The following is a 16,186-nucleotide window of genomic DNA, read 5'->3' on the forward strand; positions in this document are numbered from 1 at the left end:
AGTCAGCGCTTGCTGTACTGAGGAGCCTTACGGGCCTTCTTGAGGCCGGCCTTCTTGCGCTCCTTGATGCGGGCGTCGCGGGTCAGCAGTCCGGCCTTCTTGAGGATCGGACGGTTGACCTCCTCGTCGACGCCGTTCAGGGCACGGGCGACGCCGAGGCGCAGCGCACCGGCCTGGCCGGTCATGCCGCCGCCGGTGACCCGGGCGACGACGTCGAAGCTGCCCTCGAGGCCGGTGGCCGCCAGGGCCTCCTTGGCGATCTGCTGGTGCAGCTTGTTCGGGAGGAACTCCTCGAGCGGCTTGCCGTTGACGGTCCACACGCCCGTGCCGGGCACGATGCGCACGCGGGCGACGGCCTCCTTGCGACGGCCGGTGGCCGCGCCGGGGGCGATGACCGAGTTGCTGGTCGCGATCTCCGAGGAGGGCGAGGTCTCGGTCGTGTAGACGCCGTCGGTGCTGGTGGGGACGTCGGTCTCGGTGGTGTCGGCCACGGTGCTCGTCTCTTCTGCTCGGGTGCTCACTGGGAGATCTGCTTGATCTCGTACGGCTGGGGCTGCTGCGCGGCGTGCGGGTGCTCCGGGCCGGCGTAGACCTTCAGCTTCTTGATGATCTGACGTCCGAGGCGGTTCTTCGGCAGCATGCCGGCCACGGACTTCTCGACGGCCTTGCGGGCGTCCTTGTCGAGGAGGTCGCCGTAGGCGATCGTCTTCAGGCCGCCCGGGTAGCCGCTGTGGCGGTAGACGTCCTTGTCGGAGCGCTTGTTGCCCGTCAGCGCGACCTTCTCGGCGTTGATGATGACGACGAAGTCACCACCGTCGACGTGCGGGGCGAACGTCGCCTTGTGCTTGCCGCGCAGCAGGTGCGCGGCCGAGACGGCGAGACGCCCGAGGACGACGTCCTGGGCATCGATGACGTGCCACTGACGGCTGATGTCAGCAGGCTTCGGGCTGTACGTGGGCACGGCGTGACCTTCTCGTTGTCGTTCTTGGCGTCGGTGTCGTTGCGCGGTCCCGTGCCGCGAGGTGGCGGCGGAAGGGACGTGGTTTCCCGCGTCGGCGCCGGACCGCCGGAGGGCGATCGCGCACGCAGGGCACAACGACGTCCAAGAGTAACCGGCCCGCCCCAGCCGGGTCAAAACGGGGTGCCGGGCACGACGCGAGCCCCGGTCGCGGGTCCGGTCCCCGAGACCCAGCCTCGCGCACCGAGGGGGGCCGCACTAGGTTGGAAGTGAGTCCGGGACCACATCAACGACCCGTACAGCACGTCACAGGAGACCCATCGTGACCGACCAGACCCTGACCGTCCGCGACAACCGCACGGGCGAGGAGTACGAGCTCGAGATCACGGACGGCACCGTCCGCGCCTCCGACCTCGGCAAGATCGGCAAGACCGAGGACGAGCCCGGCATCGCCGTGTACGACCCCGGCTTCACCAACACCGCGTCCACGCGCAGCTCGATCACCTACATCGACGGCGACAAGGGCATCCTCGAGTACCGCGGGTACCCGATCGAGCAGCTGGCCGAGTCCTCGACGTTCCTCGAGGTGGCCTACCTGCTCATCCACGGGTTCGTGCACGAGAACCTCAAGAGCCTCATGCAGGGCTTCCGCTACGACGCGCACCCCATGGGCATGCTGCTGTCGAGCGTCGGCGCGCTGTCGACCTTCTACCCCGAGGCGCGGGCGATCACCGACGAGGAGGTGCGTCACGACCAGGTCGTGCGCCTCATCGCCAAGATGCCGACGCTCGGTGCGTGGGCGTTCCGTCACGCCCAGGGCAAGCCGTACGTCTACCCCGACAACGACCTCTCCTACACGGAGAACTTCCTGTCGATGCTGTTCAAGATGAGCGAGCAGAAGTACGACCCCGACCCGCGCCTGTCGAAGGCGCTCGAGGTGCTGTTCATCCTGCACGCCGACCACGAGCAGAACTGCTCGACGAACGCGGTCCGCTCGGTCGGCTCGAGCGACGTCGACCCGTACTCGGCGGTCAGCGCGGGCATCGCGGCCCTCTACGGCCCGCTGCACGGCGGCGCCAACGAGGCCGTCCTGCGCATGCTGAAGCGGATCGGCAGCAAGGACAACATCCCGAGCTTCATCGAGGGCGTGAAGAAGGGCGAGGAGCGCCTGATGGGCTTCGGCCACCGGGTCTACAAGAACTACGACCCGCGCGCGAAGATCATCAAGAAGGCCGTCGACGACGTCTTCGAGGTCACCGGCGTCAACCCGCTGCTGGAGATCGCACAGGAGCTGGAGCGGATCGCCTTGGAGGACGAGTACTTCGTGCAGCGCAAGCTGTACCCGAACGTCGACTTCTACTCCGGCCTCATCTACGAGGCGCTGCAGTTCCCGCCGGAGATGTTCACGGTGCTGTTCGCCATCCCCCGCACGGCCGGCTGGCTGGCGCAGTGGATCGAGCTGGTCGACGACAAGGAGCAGAAGATCGCTCGCCCGAAGCAGATCTACACGGGAGCGCGCACGCTCGACTTCGTGCCCGCGGAGCAGCGCTGGGCCTGACCCCGCACCGCTCGACGGCCCTCTGTCCTGGTTCCACGGACAGGGGGCCGTTTTCGCGCTATGTTGCGGGACGAAAGACCTTTCCGGTGTGGGAGCGCCGGAGGGGAGGGAGCTTTCACGCCGGCTCTGCACACGGCAGAACCGACGGTCACGACTGAGGGAGCATCGTGATGGTCGGACGACGACACCGACGCGTCCAGGGACGCACCACGCACCAGCGCCGCCGCGAGGACGGTGCGGCAGCCGTCGAGTTCGCGCTCGTGCTGCCCATCTTCGTGGCGCTGCTGTTCGGCATCATCAGCTACGGCTGGATGCTGAGCTACCGCCAGGGGATCAGCCAGGCCGCGGCCGAGGGGGCGCGGGTCCTCGCGGTGGCGCCGAGCGGGTCGACGACGTCGCTGTCCGACGCCCGCGCGGCCGTCAACCGCTCGCTCGGCTCCTACGGCGTCACGTGCACGTCCGCCGGCACGCTCACCCGCGGCAGCGAGGTCGTCGGCACGTGCGTGATCACGCCGTCGATGACCTGCACCGGCTCGACGTCGAAGTGCGCGAAGGTCGCGATCTCCCACCTCTACCGCGACCACCCCCTGCTGCCGTCGTTCCCCGGGCTCGGGGTGGTCCTGCCGTCCAAGGTCTCCTACGAGACGACGGCGGAGATCAACTCGTGAGCGGCCGGTGGGCGCGTCTCGCGCTGCGGGCCGACGACCGCCGGCCTCGACGGCGGCGCGACGAGCGCGGCTCGATCCTGCCGCTAACCATCCTCACGATGACGATCCTGCTGGGCTTCACGGCGTTCGCAGCCGACCTCGGCCTCCAGCGGGTCGCGGTCCGCGACATGCAGTCGGTCGCCGACGTCGTCGCGCTCGACGCCGCCCGCAAGCTGCCCACCTGCGACGCCACGGCGCTGACCACCGCGGCGAACGCGAGCCTCGCCCGTCAGAACCGGCGCATCGGCCGGACGTCACCGCTCGTGGTGACGCCGGGCCACCTCGACTCGACGACGAAGACGTTCGTGGCGGGTGCGGCGAACGGCGTCTGCGACGCGGTGAAGGTCGAGTCCCGCACCACGGTCGACTTCGCCTTCGCCCCCGTGATCGGTCGCAGCTCGGGAGGGGCGGCACGCAGCGCGGTCGGCGCCCGCGCCCAGCCCGCCGTCTGCTTCTCCGCGGGCACCAAGTCGCTCGTGCTCAACTCCTCGCAGAGCGCCCTGAGTCCACTGCTCGACCGCATCCTGCGGGTGAACCTGGGTCTCGTCGGCTACTCCGGTCTCGTCGACCTCAAGACCCTCTCCGTCCGGCTGGGCGACGTGGCCGCCGAGCTGGGCATCGGCACGACGCAGCAGCTCGCGACCGCGACCGTGACGCTGCGCCAGCTGATGGTCGCGACCGCGACCGTCCTGCAGCGCCAGGGCAGCACGGCACAGGCGACCCTGCTGAACACCCTCAGCGGCCAGGTGGGCGCACTGAACGTCAATCTCGGGCGCTTCCTGTCGGTGGGCACCGGTGGGGAGTCCGGCCTGGACGCCCAGCTGAACGCCCTCGACCTCATCGGCACCGCCGCCGTCTCCGCCGCGGTCGCGAACGGCAAGAACGCGGTCGCGATCGGCACCGACCTCGGCGTGCCGCTCGACCTGGTCACCGCCAACACGCAGCTGACGATCATCGAGCCGCCGGTCATCGCCTGCGGCGGGGTCGGGGCGCAGGCACGCACCGCCCAGGTCCGGCTCGACGTCAGGACCGGGGTGAGCATCCTCGGGATCGCGGGCATCGGCAACGTCTCGCTGGGCGTGCAGGTCGGCAAGGGAACCGCCACGCTGACCAACGTCACGTGCGCGTCCAGCGGCGTGCAGGCCTCCACGACCGTGCGCGGCGACACCTCGCTCGCGACGCTCAGCGGGCCGGGCGGCACGGGCAGCGCCACGGTCACCCCGCTGTCGCTGCTGGGCATCCCCCTCGCGGGCGTCGTGCGGATCACCGGGACCGTGGGCGCGAAGTCCACCACGCAGCAGTTTCCCTATCCTCCGGCCCCGGACCTCACCCAGATCTACGGCGGCGGCGAGCGGATCATCCTGAGCAGCGTCGACAGCACCACGAACTCCGTGCTCGACGGCATCAACAAGCTCACCGGCACGCTGGACCTGCTCGTCCAGCCCCTGCTGAAGATGCTCGGCATCCAGCTCGGGATCATGGAGGTCCGGATGCTGGGCACGCCGTCGTGCTCGGCCACCCGGCTGGCCGGCTGAGCACGGCTCAGCGGCGGGTGACGGTCTTCGTCCCCTTGGCGTCCTTGCGGACGGTGACGTCGTCGAGCACCGTCCCGGGTCGCAGCCGCGGCTGGGGCGCGTACCCGTGGGCGGCGACGACCGCGCGGTAGTGCAGCGCGTCGGGCCCGACGTCGACGACCTGGTAGGTGCTCACCTGCTTGGCCCAGCGCGTGCGCGTGGCTCCTCGGCGCGTCCAGTCCTCGCCCGAGATCTGGTAGTACTTCGGCCCGGAGTCCGAGACCGCGAAGACGGTGCCGTCCGGGTCGCCGTGGTAGCCGCTGGTGTAGACGTGGTCGTGCCCGTTGAGGAAGAGGTCGACGTCGTGCTTCTCGACCACCGGCAGGATCGTCGAGTACACCTCGGTGTTCGTGCGGTAGACCCGCGACGCGAACGGCCCCGCGTGCATGAGCACGACGCTCCACCGGTTCGGGTTGTCGGCGAGCCGCTCGTCAAGGAAGCGGGCCTGGGCCTCGAGGTCCGTGCCGAAGGAGTCGAGCACCACGAAGCGCACGCCCTGCTGGTCGAAGCTGTACCAGGTCGGCTGCTGGCCCTCGACGTCGTTCGACGGGTCGGTGAAGTAGGTGCGGAAGCCCTCGGCGCCGCCCGAGCGGCAGCCGCGCACGAGGATGCACCGCTCGTGGTTGCCGATCGAGACCGCGAGGTTGCGGCTGGTGCGCACGGGGGCGAGGGCCTTCATCAGGTCGACCCACTCACCGTGGCGCCACGGCTCGTTGACGACGTCGCCGGCGTGCAGGACGAGGTTGGCCTCCGGGTGCTCGTCAACGGCCTCGCGCACGATCCGCGCGGGGACGTCGGCGTTGTCGACCTGGGTGTCGCCGAGGGCGAGGAACGTCCACGGGGCGTCGTCGTCGCGGGGCGTGCGGAACGTGTACGGACCGGCCGTGCCCCCGGCGTTCTCGACGCGGTAGCGGTAGCGCGTGCCGGGCCGCAGCCCCCGGAGGGTGGCCGTGTAGGCCGGCAGCGCCGACCCGCTGTCGCGCACGCTCGTCGCCGCCTTGCGGGTCGCGGCGGCGCGGACCTCGGGGCCGCCCCCGACGGGACGGGCGACCACCCGTTGGTCGTCGAACGCCTCGCGCGAGCGCCAGGTGACGGTCTGCGACGTCGCGGGGTCGGGGGTCGGGTTGAGGACGACGAACGTCGGCGTCGTCCCCGTGCCCCTCTCCGGGGGTGCGGTCTCCTGCGGGGTGCCCGGGGAGCATCCCGCGAGGACGAGGGCTGCACAGGTGGAGGCCACGAGTCCGCGCTTCACGGGACCAGCGTAGGGACTACCGTTGTCGGGGTGCGCCTGCGACTCGACCTCTCCTACGACGGGGCCGGCTTCCGGGGCTGGGCGACGCAGCCCGGGCTGCGCAGCGTGCAGGAGACCGTCGAGCAGGCCGTCGCCACCGTGCTGCGCCTGGAGGAGCGGCCCGGCCTGACCTGCGCCGGCCGCACCGACGCGGGCGTGCACGCCCGCGGCCAGGTGGCGCACGTCGACCTCGACGTCGACGTCGACCCCGAGGTGCTGGCCCGGCGGCTGCGCCGGCTGCTGCCCGACGACGTCGTCGTCCACCGGGTCCGCCGCGCGCCCGAGGGGTTCGACGCACGCTTCGGCGCGCTGGAGCGACGCTACGCGTACCGGATCCAGGACGACCCGGCCCGTGCCGACCCGCTGCACCGCGGCATGGTGGTCGCCTGGCCGCGGGCGCTCGACGTGGGGGCGATGTCCGCAGCAGGTGCTCTGCTCGTGGGCGAGCACGACTTCGCGGCGTTCTGCCGGCGACGCGAGGGCGCGACGACCATCCGCACCCTGCTCGAGCTGAGCACGGTCCGCTCCCCCGACGACGGGCTGCTCGTGACCACGGTGCGGGCCGACGCCTTCTGCCACTCCATGGTGCGGGCGCTCATGGGCGCGCTCGTCGCGGTCGGCGAGGGACGGCACCCCGCGTCGTGGGCGCGGGAGGTCCTGCTGGCCGGTGCCCGCGACCCGCGCGTCAAGGTGATGCCGGCGCACGGGCTGGTGCTGGAGGAGGTCGTGTACCCCGACGACGCCGGGCTCGCCACGAGGGTCGGCGAGGCCCGACGACGTCGTGACGAGGGGCCCGGCACACCCACGCCGTAGCCTGGGACGGTGACGTCCCCTGCGCGCGCCCTGCGGCTCTGTCTCCTGCTCGTCGCGGCCGTCCTGGTCGCGTCGGCGTGCTCCGCGGCCGCCGACCAGGCGCCGCCGCCCGAGGTGCGGCCGTTCCCGGCCGACGCCGTCGCCGACTACCAGCTGGGCGGTGCCTACCGACCGGCCGACGACGTCACCGTGGTCGTCCGCGACCGGACGGCTCCGGCCGACCCCGACCGGTACTCGGTCTGCTACGTCAACGCCTTCCAGACGCAGCCGGGCGACCTCGGCTGGTGGACGAAGCACCACCCCACTCTGCTGCTGCGGAAGGGCGGACGTCTGGTGCGCGATCCCGGCTGGCCCGACGAGGTGCTGCTGGACCAGCGCACCGCGGCACGTCGGGCGGCCATCGTCGCGGTGGTCGCGCGCTGGTTCCGGGCGTGTGCCCGCGATGGCTACGCGGCGGTCGAGCCCGACAACCTCGACGCGTGGACGCGATCGAAGGGGCTGCTGACGCGCCGCCAGACGGAGGCGACGGCACGTGCCCTCGTGCGCGCCGCGCACGACGCCGGGCTGGCGATCGCCCAGAAGAACACCCCCGACCTGGACGGCCGGGCGCTCGGCTTCGACTTCGCCGTGGCCGAGGAGTGCGAGGTGTACCGCGAGTGCGCCGCCTACACCGACGTGTACGGCTCGGCCGTCGTGGAGGTCGAGTACACCGACAACGGCCGCCGGGCCTACGCCCGTGCCTGCAGCGAGCGCGCGGGCGAGCACCCCATCCAGCTGCGCGACCGCGACGTGCTGCCGCGTGGTGCCCGTGGGCACGTCTCGCGACACTGCTGAGCCGATCCCCGGGGCCGCTGGGAGGATGGTGCGCGTGAGCGGCCACTACTTCGACGACCGTCCCGACGGACCCGACCAGCGCCGCACCGTCGCGGTCGAGGCCTGGGGGCATCGGCTCACCTGCACCACGAGCACGGGCGTGTTCTCCGGCGACCACCTCGACCACGCCACGCGGATCCTGCTGGAGTCCGCCGACCCGCCGACGGGCACGGTCCTCGACCTCGGGTCCGGCTGGGGCCCGATCGCGTGCGCCGTCGCGGCGGCGTCGCCTTCGGCGCGGGTGTGGGCGGTCGACGTGAACGAGCGGGCCCGCGAGCTCACCCGGCTCAACGCCGACGCGCTGGCGGCGGACGACGGGGCGCGCGTCCACGTCGCCGCACCGGACGACGTGCCCGGCGACCTGAGGTTCGACGCGATCTGGTCGAACCCGCCGATCCGCATCGGCAAGGACGCCCTGCACGCGCTGCTGCTGCACTGGCTCGACCGGCTCGCCGACGACGGCCACGCCCGGCTGGTCGTGGGCAGGAACCTGGGTGCCGACAGCCTGCAGCGCTGGCTGGTCGGCCAGGGCTGGCCGACCGAGCGCACGGCCAGCAGCAAGGGGTTCCGCGTGCTGACCGTGCGCCGGGGCTGAGGACCCGACCTACTTCGAGGTGATCGTCCGGGCGCGCGACGAGCCCTTGAGCAGCGAGCTGCCCGCGTAGACGGCCTTGATGGTGTGCCGGCCCTTCGAGAGCCGCGGCAGCAGCACCGTCGCCCGGCCGCGCGAGAGGGTCACGGTGGTCACGCGGCGGCGGCCGTCGTAGACCTGCACGGTGCCCGTCGCGCCCACGGGACCGGAGACCCGCACCTTCAACGTCGCGCGCTTGGTCCGCGAGACCGACGTCCCGAGCGCCGTGGAGGTGGTGCTGGTCGACTTGCCCACGGTGGGCGTGCCGACGATCGTGTCGCCCTGGCCGGGCACCGTGACCCTGACGGCCAGCGAACGGCCCAGCGCCGAGGTCGGCACGGTGAAGGTCCGGCCCCGGCCCAGGACCTGCGTGGGATCGCCCATGAACCACTCGTAGGCGACGTCGCTGCGGCTGGTCTGCCAGCCCTCGAAGGAGACCGTCCGCCCGACGGTGGCGGTGCCACCGGTCCGGGGCGCGAACCGCTCGAGGTTCAGCATCCCGGTGCCGCAGCGCGACGTCGTGCAGTTCAGGTCGAACAGCCGGTAGTTCTTCCGCCCGTCGCTGACCACGACCGACGCGTACCGCTTGTCGCGGGCCGGGAAGGGGCTGACGGACCGCTCGAGCGTCTCCTCGACCTTGGCGGGCGACGTCGCGCCCTGGGAGTACAGCAGCGCCGCAGCCGCGGCGACGTGGGGAGCCGCCATGCTGGTGCCCTCGTACTGACGGGCGACGTAGCCGGTGTTCGGGCGGGTCGTGGCGGTGATCAGGCTGGACCAGATGCCGCCGTGGCCTCGTCCGTCGCTCTCGTCGCTCTGCGCGTCCATGATCGTGTCGCCACCAGGTGCCGAGAGGTCGACGGTGGAGCCGGCCTGGGAGTAGTACGACCGGTGCCCGGTGCGGCTGGTCGCGCCGACCGAGACCACGCCGGGGCACGCCGCCGGGACCGAGAGGTTGGCGCTGACGTTCTTGGTGAAGCTGTCGTTGCCCGCCGCCGCGACCACGGTGGCGCCCCGCGACCGCGCGAACGCCAGCGGCTTCGCATAGGCCTTGCAGGCCTGCCGCCGCTGCGCGTCCGTGCGCATCGTGCTGCCGAGCGACATGTTCAGCACCTTCGCCGGCGTCGGGTTCACGGGCGTGCCCGCGAACTCCTTGTCCTCCACCGTGCCGAGGTCGGCCCCGGCCGCCCAGTAGATGCCGTGCATGATGCCCCAGGTGTCGCCCCCGCAGTGGCCGAGGACGCGCACGGGCTGCACCCGGACGCCAGGCGCGACGCCGGCGGTGCCGCGTCCGTTGTCCGCCCTGGCCGCGACGATCCCGGCCACGTGGGTGCCGTGCCACGAGCTGGCGTAGCTCGTGCCCTTCGGCGCGCCGCACTTCCTCGCCCAGGACGCGTCCATCCAGTCACCCGGGTCGGACGGGTCGGGGTCGAGCGCGTCGCCGTCGTCGGCGTTGGTGAAGGTCCCGCGCGTGTGGCACGTCTGCGCTCCCGTCGGGCAGACGTACTCGTCGGTCACCAGGTCGTAGCCGGGGACCAGCTGCCCCGCGAGGTCGGCATGGTTCGCCACGATGCCGGTGTCGAGCACGGCGACGACGGTGTCGCTGCTGCCGCGCGTGGTCTGCCAGAACGACGGAGCGCGCACGCTGTAGCCACCCCTGGACCGGGAGCGGTCCCAGAGGTTGTGCTGGTCGACGAAGTACGGGTCGTCGGTCGAGACGGGCGGTGTGGAGAAGGCCTGCACCCGGTAGTTCGGTGTCGCGAACGCGACGTCGCCGCGCTGCTCGATCGCGTCGGCGACCGCGCTGGCCGTGTCACCCTCGAGCGCTCCGTCGAGCTCCACGAGCGACAGGCCTGCGGCGCCGTCGACCGTGTCGCGCACCTCGACGTCGGACGGGAGCGCGTCGGCGACCGCAGCCTCGACCTTCTCCTGCGACGCCGTGCTCTGCACGATGATGCCCACGGCCTCGGGCTCGGCCGACGGCGCCTGCGCCTCGGCCAGCGCGGCTGCGGCCACCGGCGCCGGGCTGGTCGGCGTGGTCGAGGCGGCCACCGCCGTGGCGGGGAGCAGTGCTGCGAGCACCGCTCCGGTGGCGAGCATGACGACTCCGGACCTGACCACGACGACTCCTCGGTGCAGACGACGAGCGCCCCCGAGTGACACGCCCGGCCCGACCCTATCGGCAGCCGAGCGCTCACCCGACCAGTATCGGGAATCTCGTCCCGTTCCCCGTACGTACGCACGAGGGCCCCCACCGCAGGTGCGGTGGGGGCCCTCGTGACGGGACCTGGGGTCAGGCCTTCGTGGTGTCCTCGTCGGTCGCACCCTCGACGGCCTCGGCAGCTGCCTCGACCTCGGTCTCGGTAGCCGGCTCGGTCTCGGCCTCCGTGGCGGGCGCACCCGCGACGACGTCGGTTTCGACCTCGGCGGAGTCGTCGGCCGCGTTCACCGCGGGCGTCTCCTCGGCCGTCGGCTCCTCGACCGGAGCAGCGCTGCTCGTCGCCGGAGCGGTCGCCTGCGCCGTGAAGGACTTCTCCTCGACGATCTCGATGACGGCCATGGGGGCGTTGTCACCCTTGCGCGGACCGATCTTCGTGATGCGCGTGTATCCGCCGGGACGGCTCGCCATGGCGGGACCGATCTCGGTGAACAGCGTGTGCAGGACGCTCTTGTCACGCACGACCTTGACGACCTGGCGGCGGTTCGCCACCGTGTCGGTCTTGGCCTTCGTGATGAGCTGCTCGGCGTAGGGCCGCAGACGGCGGGCCTTGGCCTCGGTGGTGGTGATGCGGCCGTGCTCGAACAGCGCCGTCGCGAGGTTCGCCAGGATCAGGCGCTGGTGCGACGGGCTGCCGCCGAGGCGGGCTCCCTTGGTGGGCGTGGGCATGTGTCTGTCTCCAGGTCAGTAATACGGTCGATGAGCGAGCAGCTCAGTACTGCTCGTCCTCGGCGAAGCTGGCGTCGTCGTCGTAGGAGTCGAGGACGGCCGACGGGTCGAAACCGGCCGGGCTGTCCTTGAGGGCCAGGCCCATCTCGGCCAGCTTGGCCTTGACCTCGTCGATCGACTTCGAGCCGAAGTTGCGGATGTCGAGCAGGTCCTGCTCCGAGCGCGTGATGAGCTCACCCACGGAGTGGATGCCCTCGCGCTTGAGGCAGTTGTACGAGCGGACCGTGAAGTTGAGCTCCTCGATCGGCAGGGCGAGGTCGGCGGCGAGCTGCTCGTCGACCGGCGACGGGCCGATGTCGATGCCCTCGGCCTCGACGTTGAGCTCACGGGCCAGGCCGAAGAGCTCGACGAGGGTCGAACCGGCCGACGCGATCGCGTCGCGCGGCAGGATCGAGGACTTCGTCTCGACGTCGATGATCAGCTTGTCGAAGTCGGTGCGCTGCTCGACTCGGGTGGCCTCGACCTTGTACGTGACCTTGAGGACCGGGCTGTAGATCGAGTCGACCGGCATGCGCCCGATCTCCTCGTCGCCGGTCTTGTTCTGCACCGCCGAGACGTAGCCGCGGCCGCGCTCGACGACGAGCTCGATCTCCAGGCTGCCCTTCTCGTTCAGCGTGGCGATGTGCAGGTCCTTGTTGTAGACCTCGACGCCCGCGGGGGCCTCGATGTCGCCGGCCGTGGCGACGCCGGGGCCCTGCGCGCGCAGGTACATGACGAACGGCTCGTCGTGCTCGGAGGAGACGACGAGGTTCTTCAGGTTGAGGATGATCTCGGTGACGTCCTCGGTCACGCCGGGGACGGTCGAGAACTCGTGCTGGATGCCGTCGATCTTGATCGACGTGACCGACGCGCCCGGGATGGAGCTGAGGAGCGTGCGGCGCAGCGAGTTGCCGAGGGTGTACCCGAAGCCGGGCTCGAGGGGCTCGATGACGAACCGCGAACGGTTGTCGGCGACGACCTCTTCGGTCAGGACGGGGCGCTGTGCGATGAGCATGGAACTTCCTTTCCGGCTCTCCCGCTATTTGAAGAGCCGGCTCGGTGGAACAGGTCGATCAGATCTTGGAGTAGTACTCCACGATCAGCTGCTCCTGGATGGGGACGGTGATCTGCTCGCGGACCGGGCGCTGGTGCACCAGGATGCGGCCGCGGTCGGCGTCGACGTCGATCCAGCCGGGAACGGTGTCCCGGTCGTGGGTCTCGCGCGCGACGATGAACGGCGTCGTCTCCAGGCTCTTCTGCTTGACATCGATGATGTCGTGCTTGCTGATCTGGAAGGACGGGATGTTCGTCTTCACGCCGTTGACGACGAAGTGACCGTGCGTCACGAGCTGACGCGCGTGGCGGCGCGTGCGGGCGAGGCCGGCACGGTAGACCACGTTGTCGAGACGGCTCTCGAGCAGGATGAGCAGGTTGTCACCCGTCTTGCCCGGCTTGCGGTGAGCGGTCTCGTAGTACTTGCGGAACTGCTTCTCGAGGACGCCGTAGGTGTAGCGCGCCTTCTGCTTCTCCTGCAGCTGGGTGCGGTACTCCGACTCCTTGATGCGGGCACGACCGTGCATGCCCGGGGGGTACGGACGACGCTCGAACGCGGCGTCGCCACCGACGAGGTCGACGCCGAGGCGGCGCGACTTCTTGGTGAGAGGTCCGGTGTAACGGGCCATGATTCAGACTCCTGAGTTCTTCGCGTCCGTCACAGACGACGGTGCTTGGGCGGGCGGCAGCCGTTGTGCGGGCTGGGGGTGACGTCGGAGATGGTGCCGACCTCGATGCCGACGCCGCTCAGCGACCGGATCGCCGTCTCGCGACCCGAGCCCGGGCCCTTCACGAAGACGTCGACCTTCTTCATCCCGTGCTCCATCGCCTGGCGACCGGCGGCCTCGGCCGCCATGCCCGCCGCGAAGGGCGTGGACTTGCGCGAGCCCTTGAAGCCGACGGTCCCGCCGGAGGCCCACGCGATCACGGCGCCCGAGGGGTCCGTGATCGTCACGTGCGTGTTGTTGAACGTGCTCTTGATGTGGGCCTGGCCCTGGACGACGTTCTTCTTCTCCTTGCGGCGCACCTTCTTGGCGCCGGTGTTCTTCGGAGGCATCTAGATCACTTCTTCTTTCCGGCGACGGTGCGCTTCGGACCCTTGCGGGTGCGCGCGTTGGTCTTCGTGCGCTGGCCGCGGACGGGCAGGTGCGCACGGTGGCGACGGCCCTGGTACGAACCGATCTCCATCTTGCGACGGATGTCGGCCGTGACCTCACGGCGCAGGTCGCCCTCGACCTGGTAGTTGGCCTCGATGTGGTCACGCAGCGCGACGAGGTGGTCGTCGGTCAGCTCGTGGACCCGCAGGTCGGGGCTGATGCCGGTGGCGGCGAGGGTGTCGGTGGCGCGGGTGCGCCCGACGCCGAAGATGTAGGTGAGTGCGATCTCGATGCGCTTGTCGCGCGGGAGATCGACTCCGACGAGGCGTGCCATGGTGGCAGTTCCTTCCGGTACGGCAGAGGTGTCGTCACCTGAGGCGCCCCAGCTGCCTCCAGGACCCGTTCCTTGGGGGTCCTGAGCCGGGCCCCGGCCTCTGCGCCGGGGGTGACCCGTCGCCGGTCCTGTCTCCAGGGGGCGTCGGGAGCCGTCAGATGTTCAGTGGGTCGCGGTGAAGAAGTGCGATCAGCCCTGGCGCTGCTTGTGCCGGGGGTTCTCGCAGATCACCATGACGCGGCCGTGGCGACGGATCACCTTGCACTTGTCACAGATCTTCTTCACGCTCGGGTTGACCTTCATCGAGAAGCTCTCTCTTCTTCAGTCTGAACGTGTTCGGTGTGCAGTTGTGGCGTGCTCGACGGTGTCGTTCCCGACGTGTCGATCACTTGTAGCGGTAGACGATCCGTCCACGGCTGAGGTCGTACGGCGACAGCTCCACCACGACCCGGTCCTCGGGGAGGATGCGGATGTAGTGCTGGCGCATCTTGCCGCTGATGTGCGCCAGGACCTTGTGGCCGTTGGCCAGCTCGACCCGGAACATCGCGTTCGGGAGTGCCTCGACGACAGCACCCTCCATCTCGATGACGCCTTCTTTTTTCGCCATGGACCTCAGCTTCTCGGTTGATCGTCAGGGACGGCCCGGGCACGCGCGAGGACCCGCGACTCCGAGGAGCCGCTTCCGACGAGGGGTGAACCACGAGGGCAGGGGTCGATGCGCCCGACATAGGCCGACAGGGAAGTCTACGTCGGTCGGGGCACTCGTTTCAAATCGAGGGTCGGCGGGCGCTGGCACCGCACCGCCGACGCGCGTGAGGATGGGCCGATGAGGCTGGAGAACAACGTCGGCGTGCTCGGGGTGCGGCTGCCGACGTGAGTGGTGGTCAGCCCGTGTAGCGGTCGATGAGGCGCGACAGCACGATCGCGGTGTCGGTGTGGTCGACGTTGTCGACCTCGGTGCGCACCCGCTCGAGCGCCCGCTCCAGGTCGCGCACGTCGCGCGCGACGATCCGCAGGATCGCGTCGGCCTGGCCCGACACGGTGGCGGCCGCGTGGATCTCGGGGATCCTCGCGAACGCGGACCCGAGGGCCTCGGGCGTGATCGTGCCGCGACAGTGGACCTCCACGTAGGCCTCGACGGCCCAGCCCATGAGGTCGGGGTCGACGACCGCGGTGAAGCCCTTCACGACACCGTCGGCGACCAGCCGGTCGACCCGACGCTTGACCGCCGGGGCCGACAGGCCGACGTCGGCGGCGATCCGGGCGTAGCCGGCCCGGCCGTCGCGCACGAGGTGGTCGATGATCCGGCGGTCGACGTCGTCCATGGACCCATGGTGCAACAAATCGCCGCTCCTGGCCCCAGAACGTCAGGTTCCTGCGCAAGGACGCGCAGTTTCGAACTCTCAGATCACCAGAGCGGCGAACTACGATGGATTCGTTGCGTCGCAGGGGTGACGCCACTGATCCAGGAGGTCACCGTGACCGTGCTCGAGACCCGTCCCGCCACCCACGTCCCGGTGAGTCCCTCACCTGCCCGCCAGGTCACCCGGACCGCCCGGACCCGCACGTACCTCATGTGCGCACCGACCCACTTCGACGTCACCTACGCGATCAACGCGTGGATGCGGCCGGGGGTCGCCGTCGACCGCCGGCGCGCGCTCGTCCAGTGGGAGGTGCTGCGCCAGACGTACAGCGCGCTGGGCCACCGGGTGCACGTGCTCGACGGGGTGCCCGGCCTGCCCGACATGGTGTTCGCCGCCAACGGCGCGACGGTCGTCGGTGGGCGCGCGTACGGCGCTCGGTTCCGTCACCCCGAGCGGGCCGCCGAGGCCGTCGAGCACGCCGCCTGGCTCCGGGGGCAGGGCGTCGCCGTCGCCGACCCCACGCAGACCAACGAGGGCGAGGGCGACTTCCTCGTGCTCGGCTCGATGATCCTGGCGGGCACGGGCTTCCGGACGAGCCTGCACGCGCACGTCGAGGCGGCCCGCGTGCTCGACCGTCCGGTCGTCAGCCTGCAGCTCGTCGACCCTCGCTTCTACCACCTCGACACCGCCCTGGCCGTGCTCGACGACGGCAACGGCGACGCCCCGGCCGACATCGCCTACCTGCCGTCGGCGTTCTCCGAGCACAGCCGTCGCACGCTGCGCGAGCTGTTCCCGGACGCGGTCGAGTGCACCGAGGAGGACGCCCTCGTGCTCGGGCTCAACGCGGTGAGCGACGGACGCCACGTCGTCGTCCCCGTGCAGGCGCGCACCCTCGCTCGCCAGCTCGAGGAGCGCGGCTACGTGCCGGTCCCCGTCGACGTGAGCGAGCTGCTGAAGGCCGGCGGCAGCGTCAAGTGCTGCACGCAGGAGCACCACTCCTGAGCCCAGGA

Annotated in this window: 19 protein-coding genes; 7 read left to right on the forward strand and 12 right to left on the reverse strand. The window is 70.8% G+C overall.

What is annotated here, in order from left to right; all coding sequences use genetic code 11:
- Positions 1–2: 2 nt before the first annotated feature.
- Together rpsI and rplM are read right to left on the reverse strand one after the other, a co-directional pair.
- Complete coding sequence (gene rpsI, locus A6Q81_RS05750) at positions 3–521, reverse strand: 30S ribosomal protein S9 (RefSeq protein WP_067859705.1); 519 nt, start codon at positions 519–521, stop codon at positions 3–5.
- A complete protein-coding gene (rplM, locus tag A6Q81_RS05755) occupies positions 518–961 on the reverse strand; it encodes a 50S ribosomal protein L13 (protein ID WP_067859709.1) in 444 nt (147 codons plus the stop codon). The genes rpsI and rplM overlap by 4 nt, the downstream gene beginning before the upstream one ends.
- Before the next feature lie 319 nt (positions 962–1,280).
- Here rplM and A6Q81_RS05760 point away from each other — a divergent pair, with 319 nt between their 5' ends.
- The 3 genes from A6Q81_RS05760 to A6Q81_RS05770 all read left to right on the forward strand — a co-directional run bounded on the left by A6Q81_RS05760 (position 1,281) and on the right by A6Q81_RS05770 (position 4,758).
- Positions 1,281–2,516, forward strand: coding sequence for a citrate synthase (locus tag A6Q81_RS05760; RefSeq protein WP_286689817.1), 1,236 nt, complete (start codon positions 1,281–1,283; stop codon positions 2,514–2,516).
- Positions 2,517–2,686: 170 nt separating this feature from the next.
- Positions 2,687–3,184 (forward strand): TadE/TadG family type IV pilus assembly protein, encoded by a 498-nt coding sequence (locus A6Q81_RS05765; RefSeq protein WP_067859715.1) that lies wholly within the window; start codon positions 2,687–2,689, stop codon positions 3,182–3,184.
- Positions 3,181–4,758 (forward strand): pilus assembly protein TadG-related protein, encoded by a 1,578-nt coding sequence (locus tag A6Q81_RS05770; protein ID WP_286689818.1) that lies wholly within the window; start codon positions 3,181–3,183, stop codon positions 4,756–4,758. The genes A6Q81_RS05765 and A6Q81_RS05770 overlap by 4 nt, the downstream gene beginning before the upstream one ends.
- Before the next feature lie 7 nt (positions 4,759–4,765).
- Here the strand turns inward: A6Q81_RS05770 and A6Q81_RS05775 are convergent, their stop codons facing one another.
- The gene (locus A6Q81_RS05775) at positions 4,766–6,049 is read right to left on the reverse strand and encodes a purple acid phosphatase family protein (protein WP_286689819.1); all 1,284 of its coding nucleotides are present in this window, start codon (positions 6,047–6,049) and stop codon (positions 4,766–4,768) included.
- Positions 6,050–6,079: 30 nt separating this feature from the next.
- Between A6Q81_RS05775 and truA the strand changes: the two genes are divergently transcribed.
- From truA to A6Q81_RS05790, 3 genes are read left to right on the forward strand one after another with little or no spacing between them, the layout of a single operon-like run.
- Entirely contained in the window at positions 6,080–6,901 is an 822-nt protein-coding gene (gene truA, locus A6Q81_RS05780) for a tRNA pseudouridine(38-40) synthase TruA (protein ID WP_286689820.1), read from the forward strand.
- A 9-nt stretch (positions 6,902–6,910) separates the two neighbouring features.
- Positions 6,911–7,735 (forward strand): endo alpha-1,4 polygalactosaminidase, encoded by an 825-nt coding sequence (locus tag A6Q81_RS05785; RefSeq protein WP_286689821.1) that lies wholly within the window; start codon positions 6,911–6,913, stop codon positions 7,733–7,735.
- A gap of 25 nt (positions 7,736–7,760) precedes the next feature.
- Positions 7,761–8,369, forward strand: coding sequence for a class I SAM-dependent methyltransferase (locus tag A6Q81_RS05790; RefSeq protein WP_144433790.1), 609 nt, complete (start codon positions 7,761–7,763; stop codon positions 8,367–8,369).
- Between the two features lie 9 nt (positions 8,370–8,378).
- On the opposite strand, the gene A6Q81_RS05795 is transcribed toward A6Q81_RS05790, so the two are convergent.
- From A6Q81_RS05795 to A6Q81_RS05835, 9 genes are all read right to left on the reverse strand, one after another.
- Positions 8,379–10,523, reverse strand: a complete 2,145-nt coding sequence (locus tag A6Q81_RS05795; protein ID WP_286689822.1) for a S8 family serine peptidase — start codon at positions 10,521–10,523, stop codon at positions 8,379–8,381.
- A gap of 172 nt (positions 10,524–10,695) precedes the next feature.
- Entirely contained in the window at positions 10,696–11,289 is a 594-nt protein-coding gene (rplQ, locus tag A6Q81_RS05800; protein WP_286689823.1) for a 50S ribosomal protein L17, read from the reverse strand.
- A 43-nt stretch (positions 11,290–11,332) separates the two neighbouring features.
- Positions 11,333–12,343, reverse strand: a complete 1,011-nt coding sequence (locus tag A6Q81_RS05805) for a DNA-directed RNA polymerase subunit alpha (protein WP_067859737.1) — start codon at positions 12,341–12,343, stop codon at positions 11,333–11,335.
- A 58-nt stretch (positions 12,344–12,401) separates the two neighbouring features.
- Positions 12,402–13,010, reverse strand: coding sequence for a 30S ribosomal protein S4 (rpsD, locus tag A6Q81_RS05810; protein ID WP_253022618.1), 609 nt, complete (start codon positions 13,008–13,010; stop codon positions 12,402–12,404).
- Between the two features lie 29 nt (positions 13,011–13,039).
- Entirely contained in the window at positions 13,040–13,438 is a 399-nt protein-coding gene (gene rpsK, locus A6Q81_RS05815) for a 30S ribosomal protein S11 (protein ID WP_067859747.1), read from the reverse strand.
- Positions 13,439–13,443: 5 nt separating this feature from the next.
- On the reverse strand, positions 13,444–13,812 hold the full coding sequence (gene rpsM, locus A6Q81_RS05820; RefSeq protein WP_067859750.1) for a 30S ribosomal protein S13: 369 nt from the start codon (positions 13,810–13,812) through the stop codon (positions 13,444–13,446).
- A gap of 189 nt (positions 13,813–14,001) precedes the next feature.
- A complete protein-coding gene (gene rpmJ / locus A6Q81_RS05825; RefSeq protein ID WP_008361054.1) occupies positions 14,002–14,115 on the reverse strand; it encodes a 50S ribosomal protein L36 in 114 nt (37 codons plus the stop codon).
- Between the two features lie 82 nt (positions 14,116–14,197).
- Positions 14,198–14,419, reverse strand: a complete 222-nt coding sequence (gene infA / locus A6Q81_RS05830) for a translation initiation factor IF-1 (protein ID WP_007078610.1) — start codon at positions 14,417–14,419, stop codon at positions 14,198–14,200.
- 277 nt (positions 14,420–14,696) lie between these two features.
- A complete protein-coding gene (locus tag A6Q81_RS05835) occupies positions 14,697–15,137 on the reverse strand; it encodes an Lrp/AsnC family transcriptional regulator (RefSeq protein WP_067859753.1) in 441 nt (146 codons plus the stop codon).
- 153 nt (positions 15,138–15,290) lie between these two features.
- Between A6Q81_RS05835 and ddaH the strand changes: the two genes are divergently transcribed.
- Positions 15,291–16,178 (forward strand): dimethylargininase, encoded by an 888-nt coding sequence (gene ddaH, locus A6Q81_RS05840; RefSeq protein WP_286689824.1) that lies wholly within the window; start codon positions 15,291–15,293, stop codon positions 16,176–16,178.
- Positions 16,179–16,186 lie beyond the last annotated feature (8 nt).

Origin of the sequence: Aeromicrobium sp. REDSEA-S38_B2 (assembly GCF_001628525.1) — a bacterium.
GTDB classification, from domain to species: domain Bacteria; phylum Actinomycetota; class Actinomycetes; order Propionibacteriales; family Nocardioidaceae; genus Aeromicrobium; species Aeromicrobium erythreum.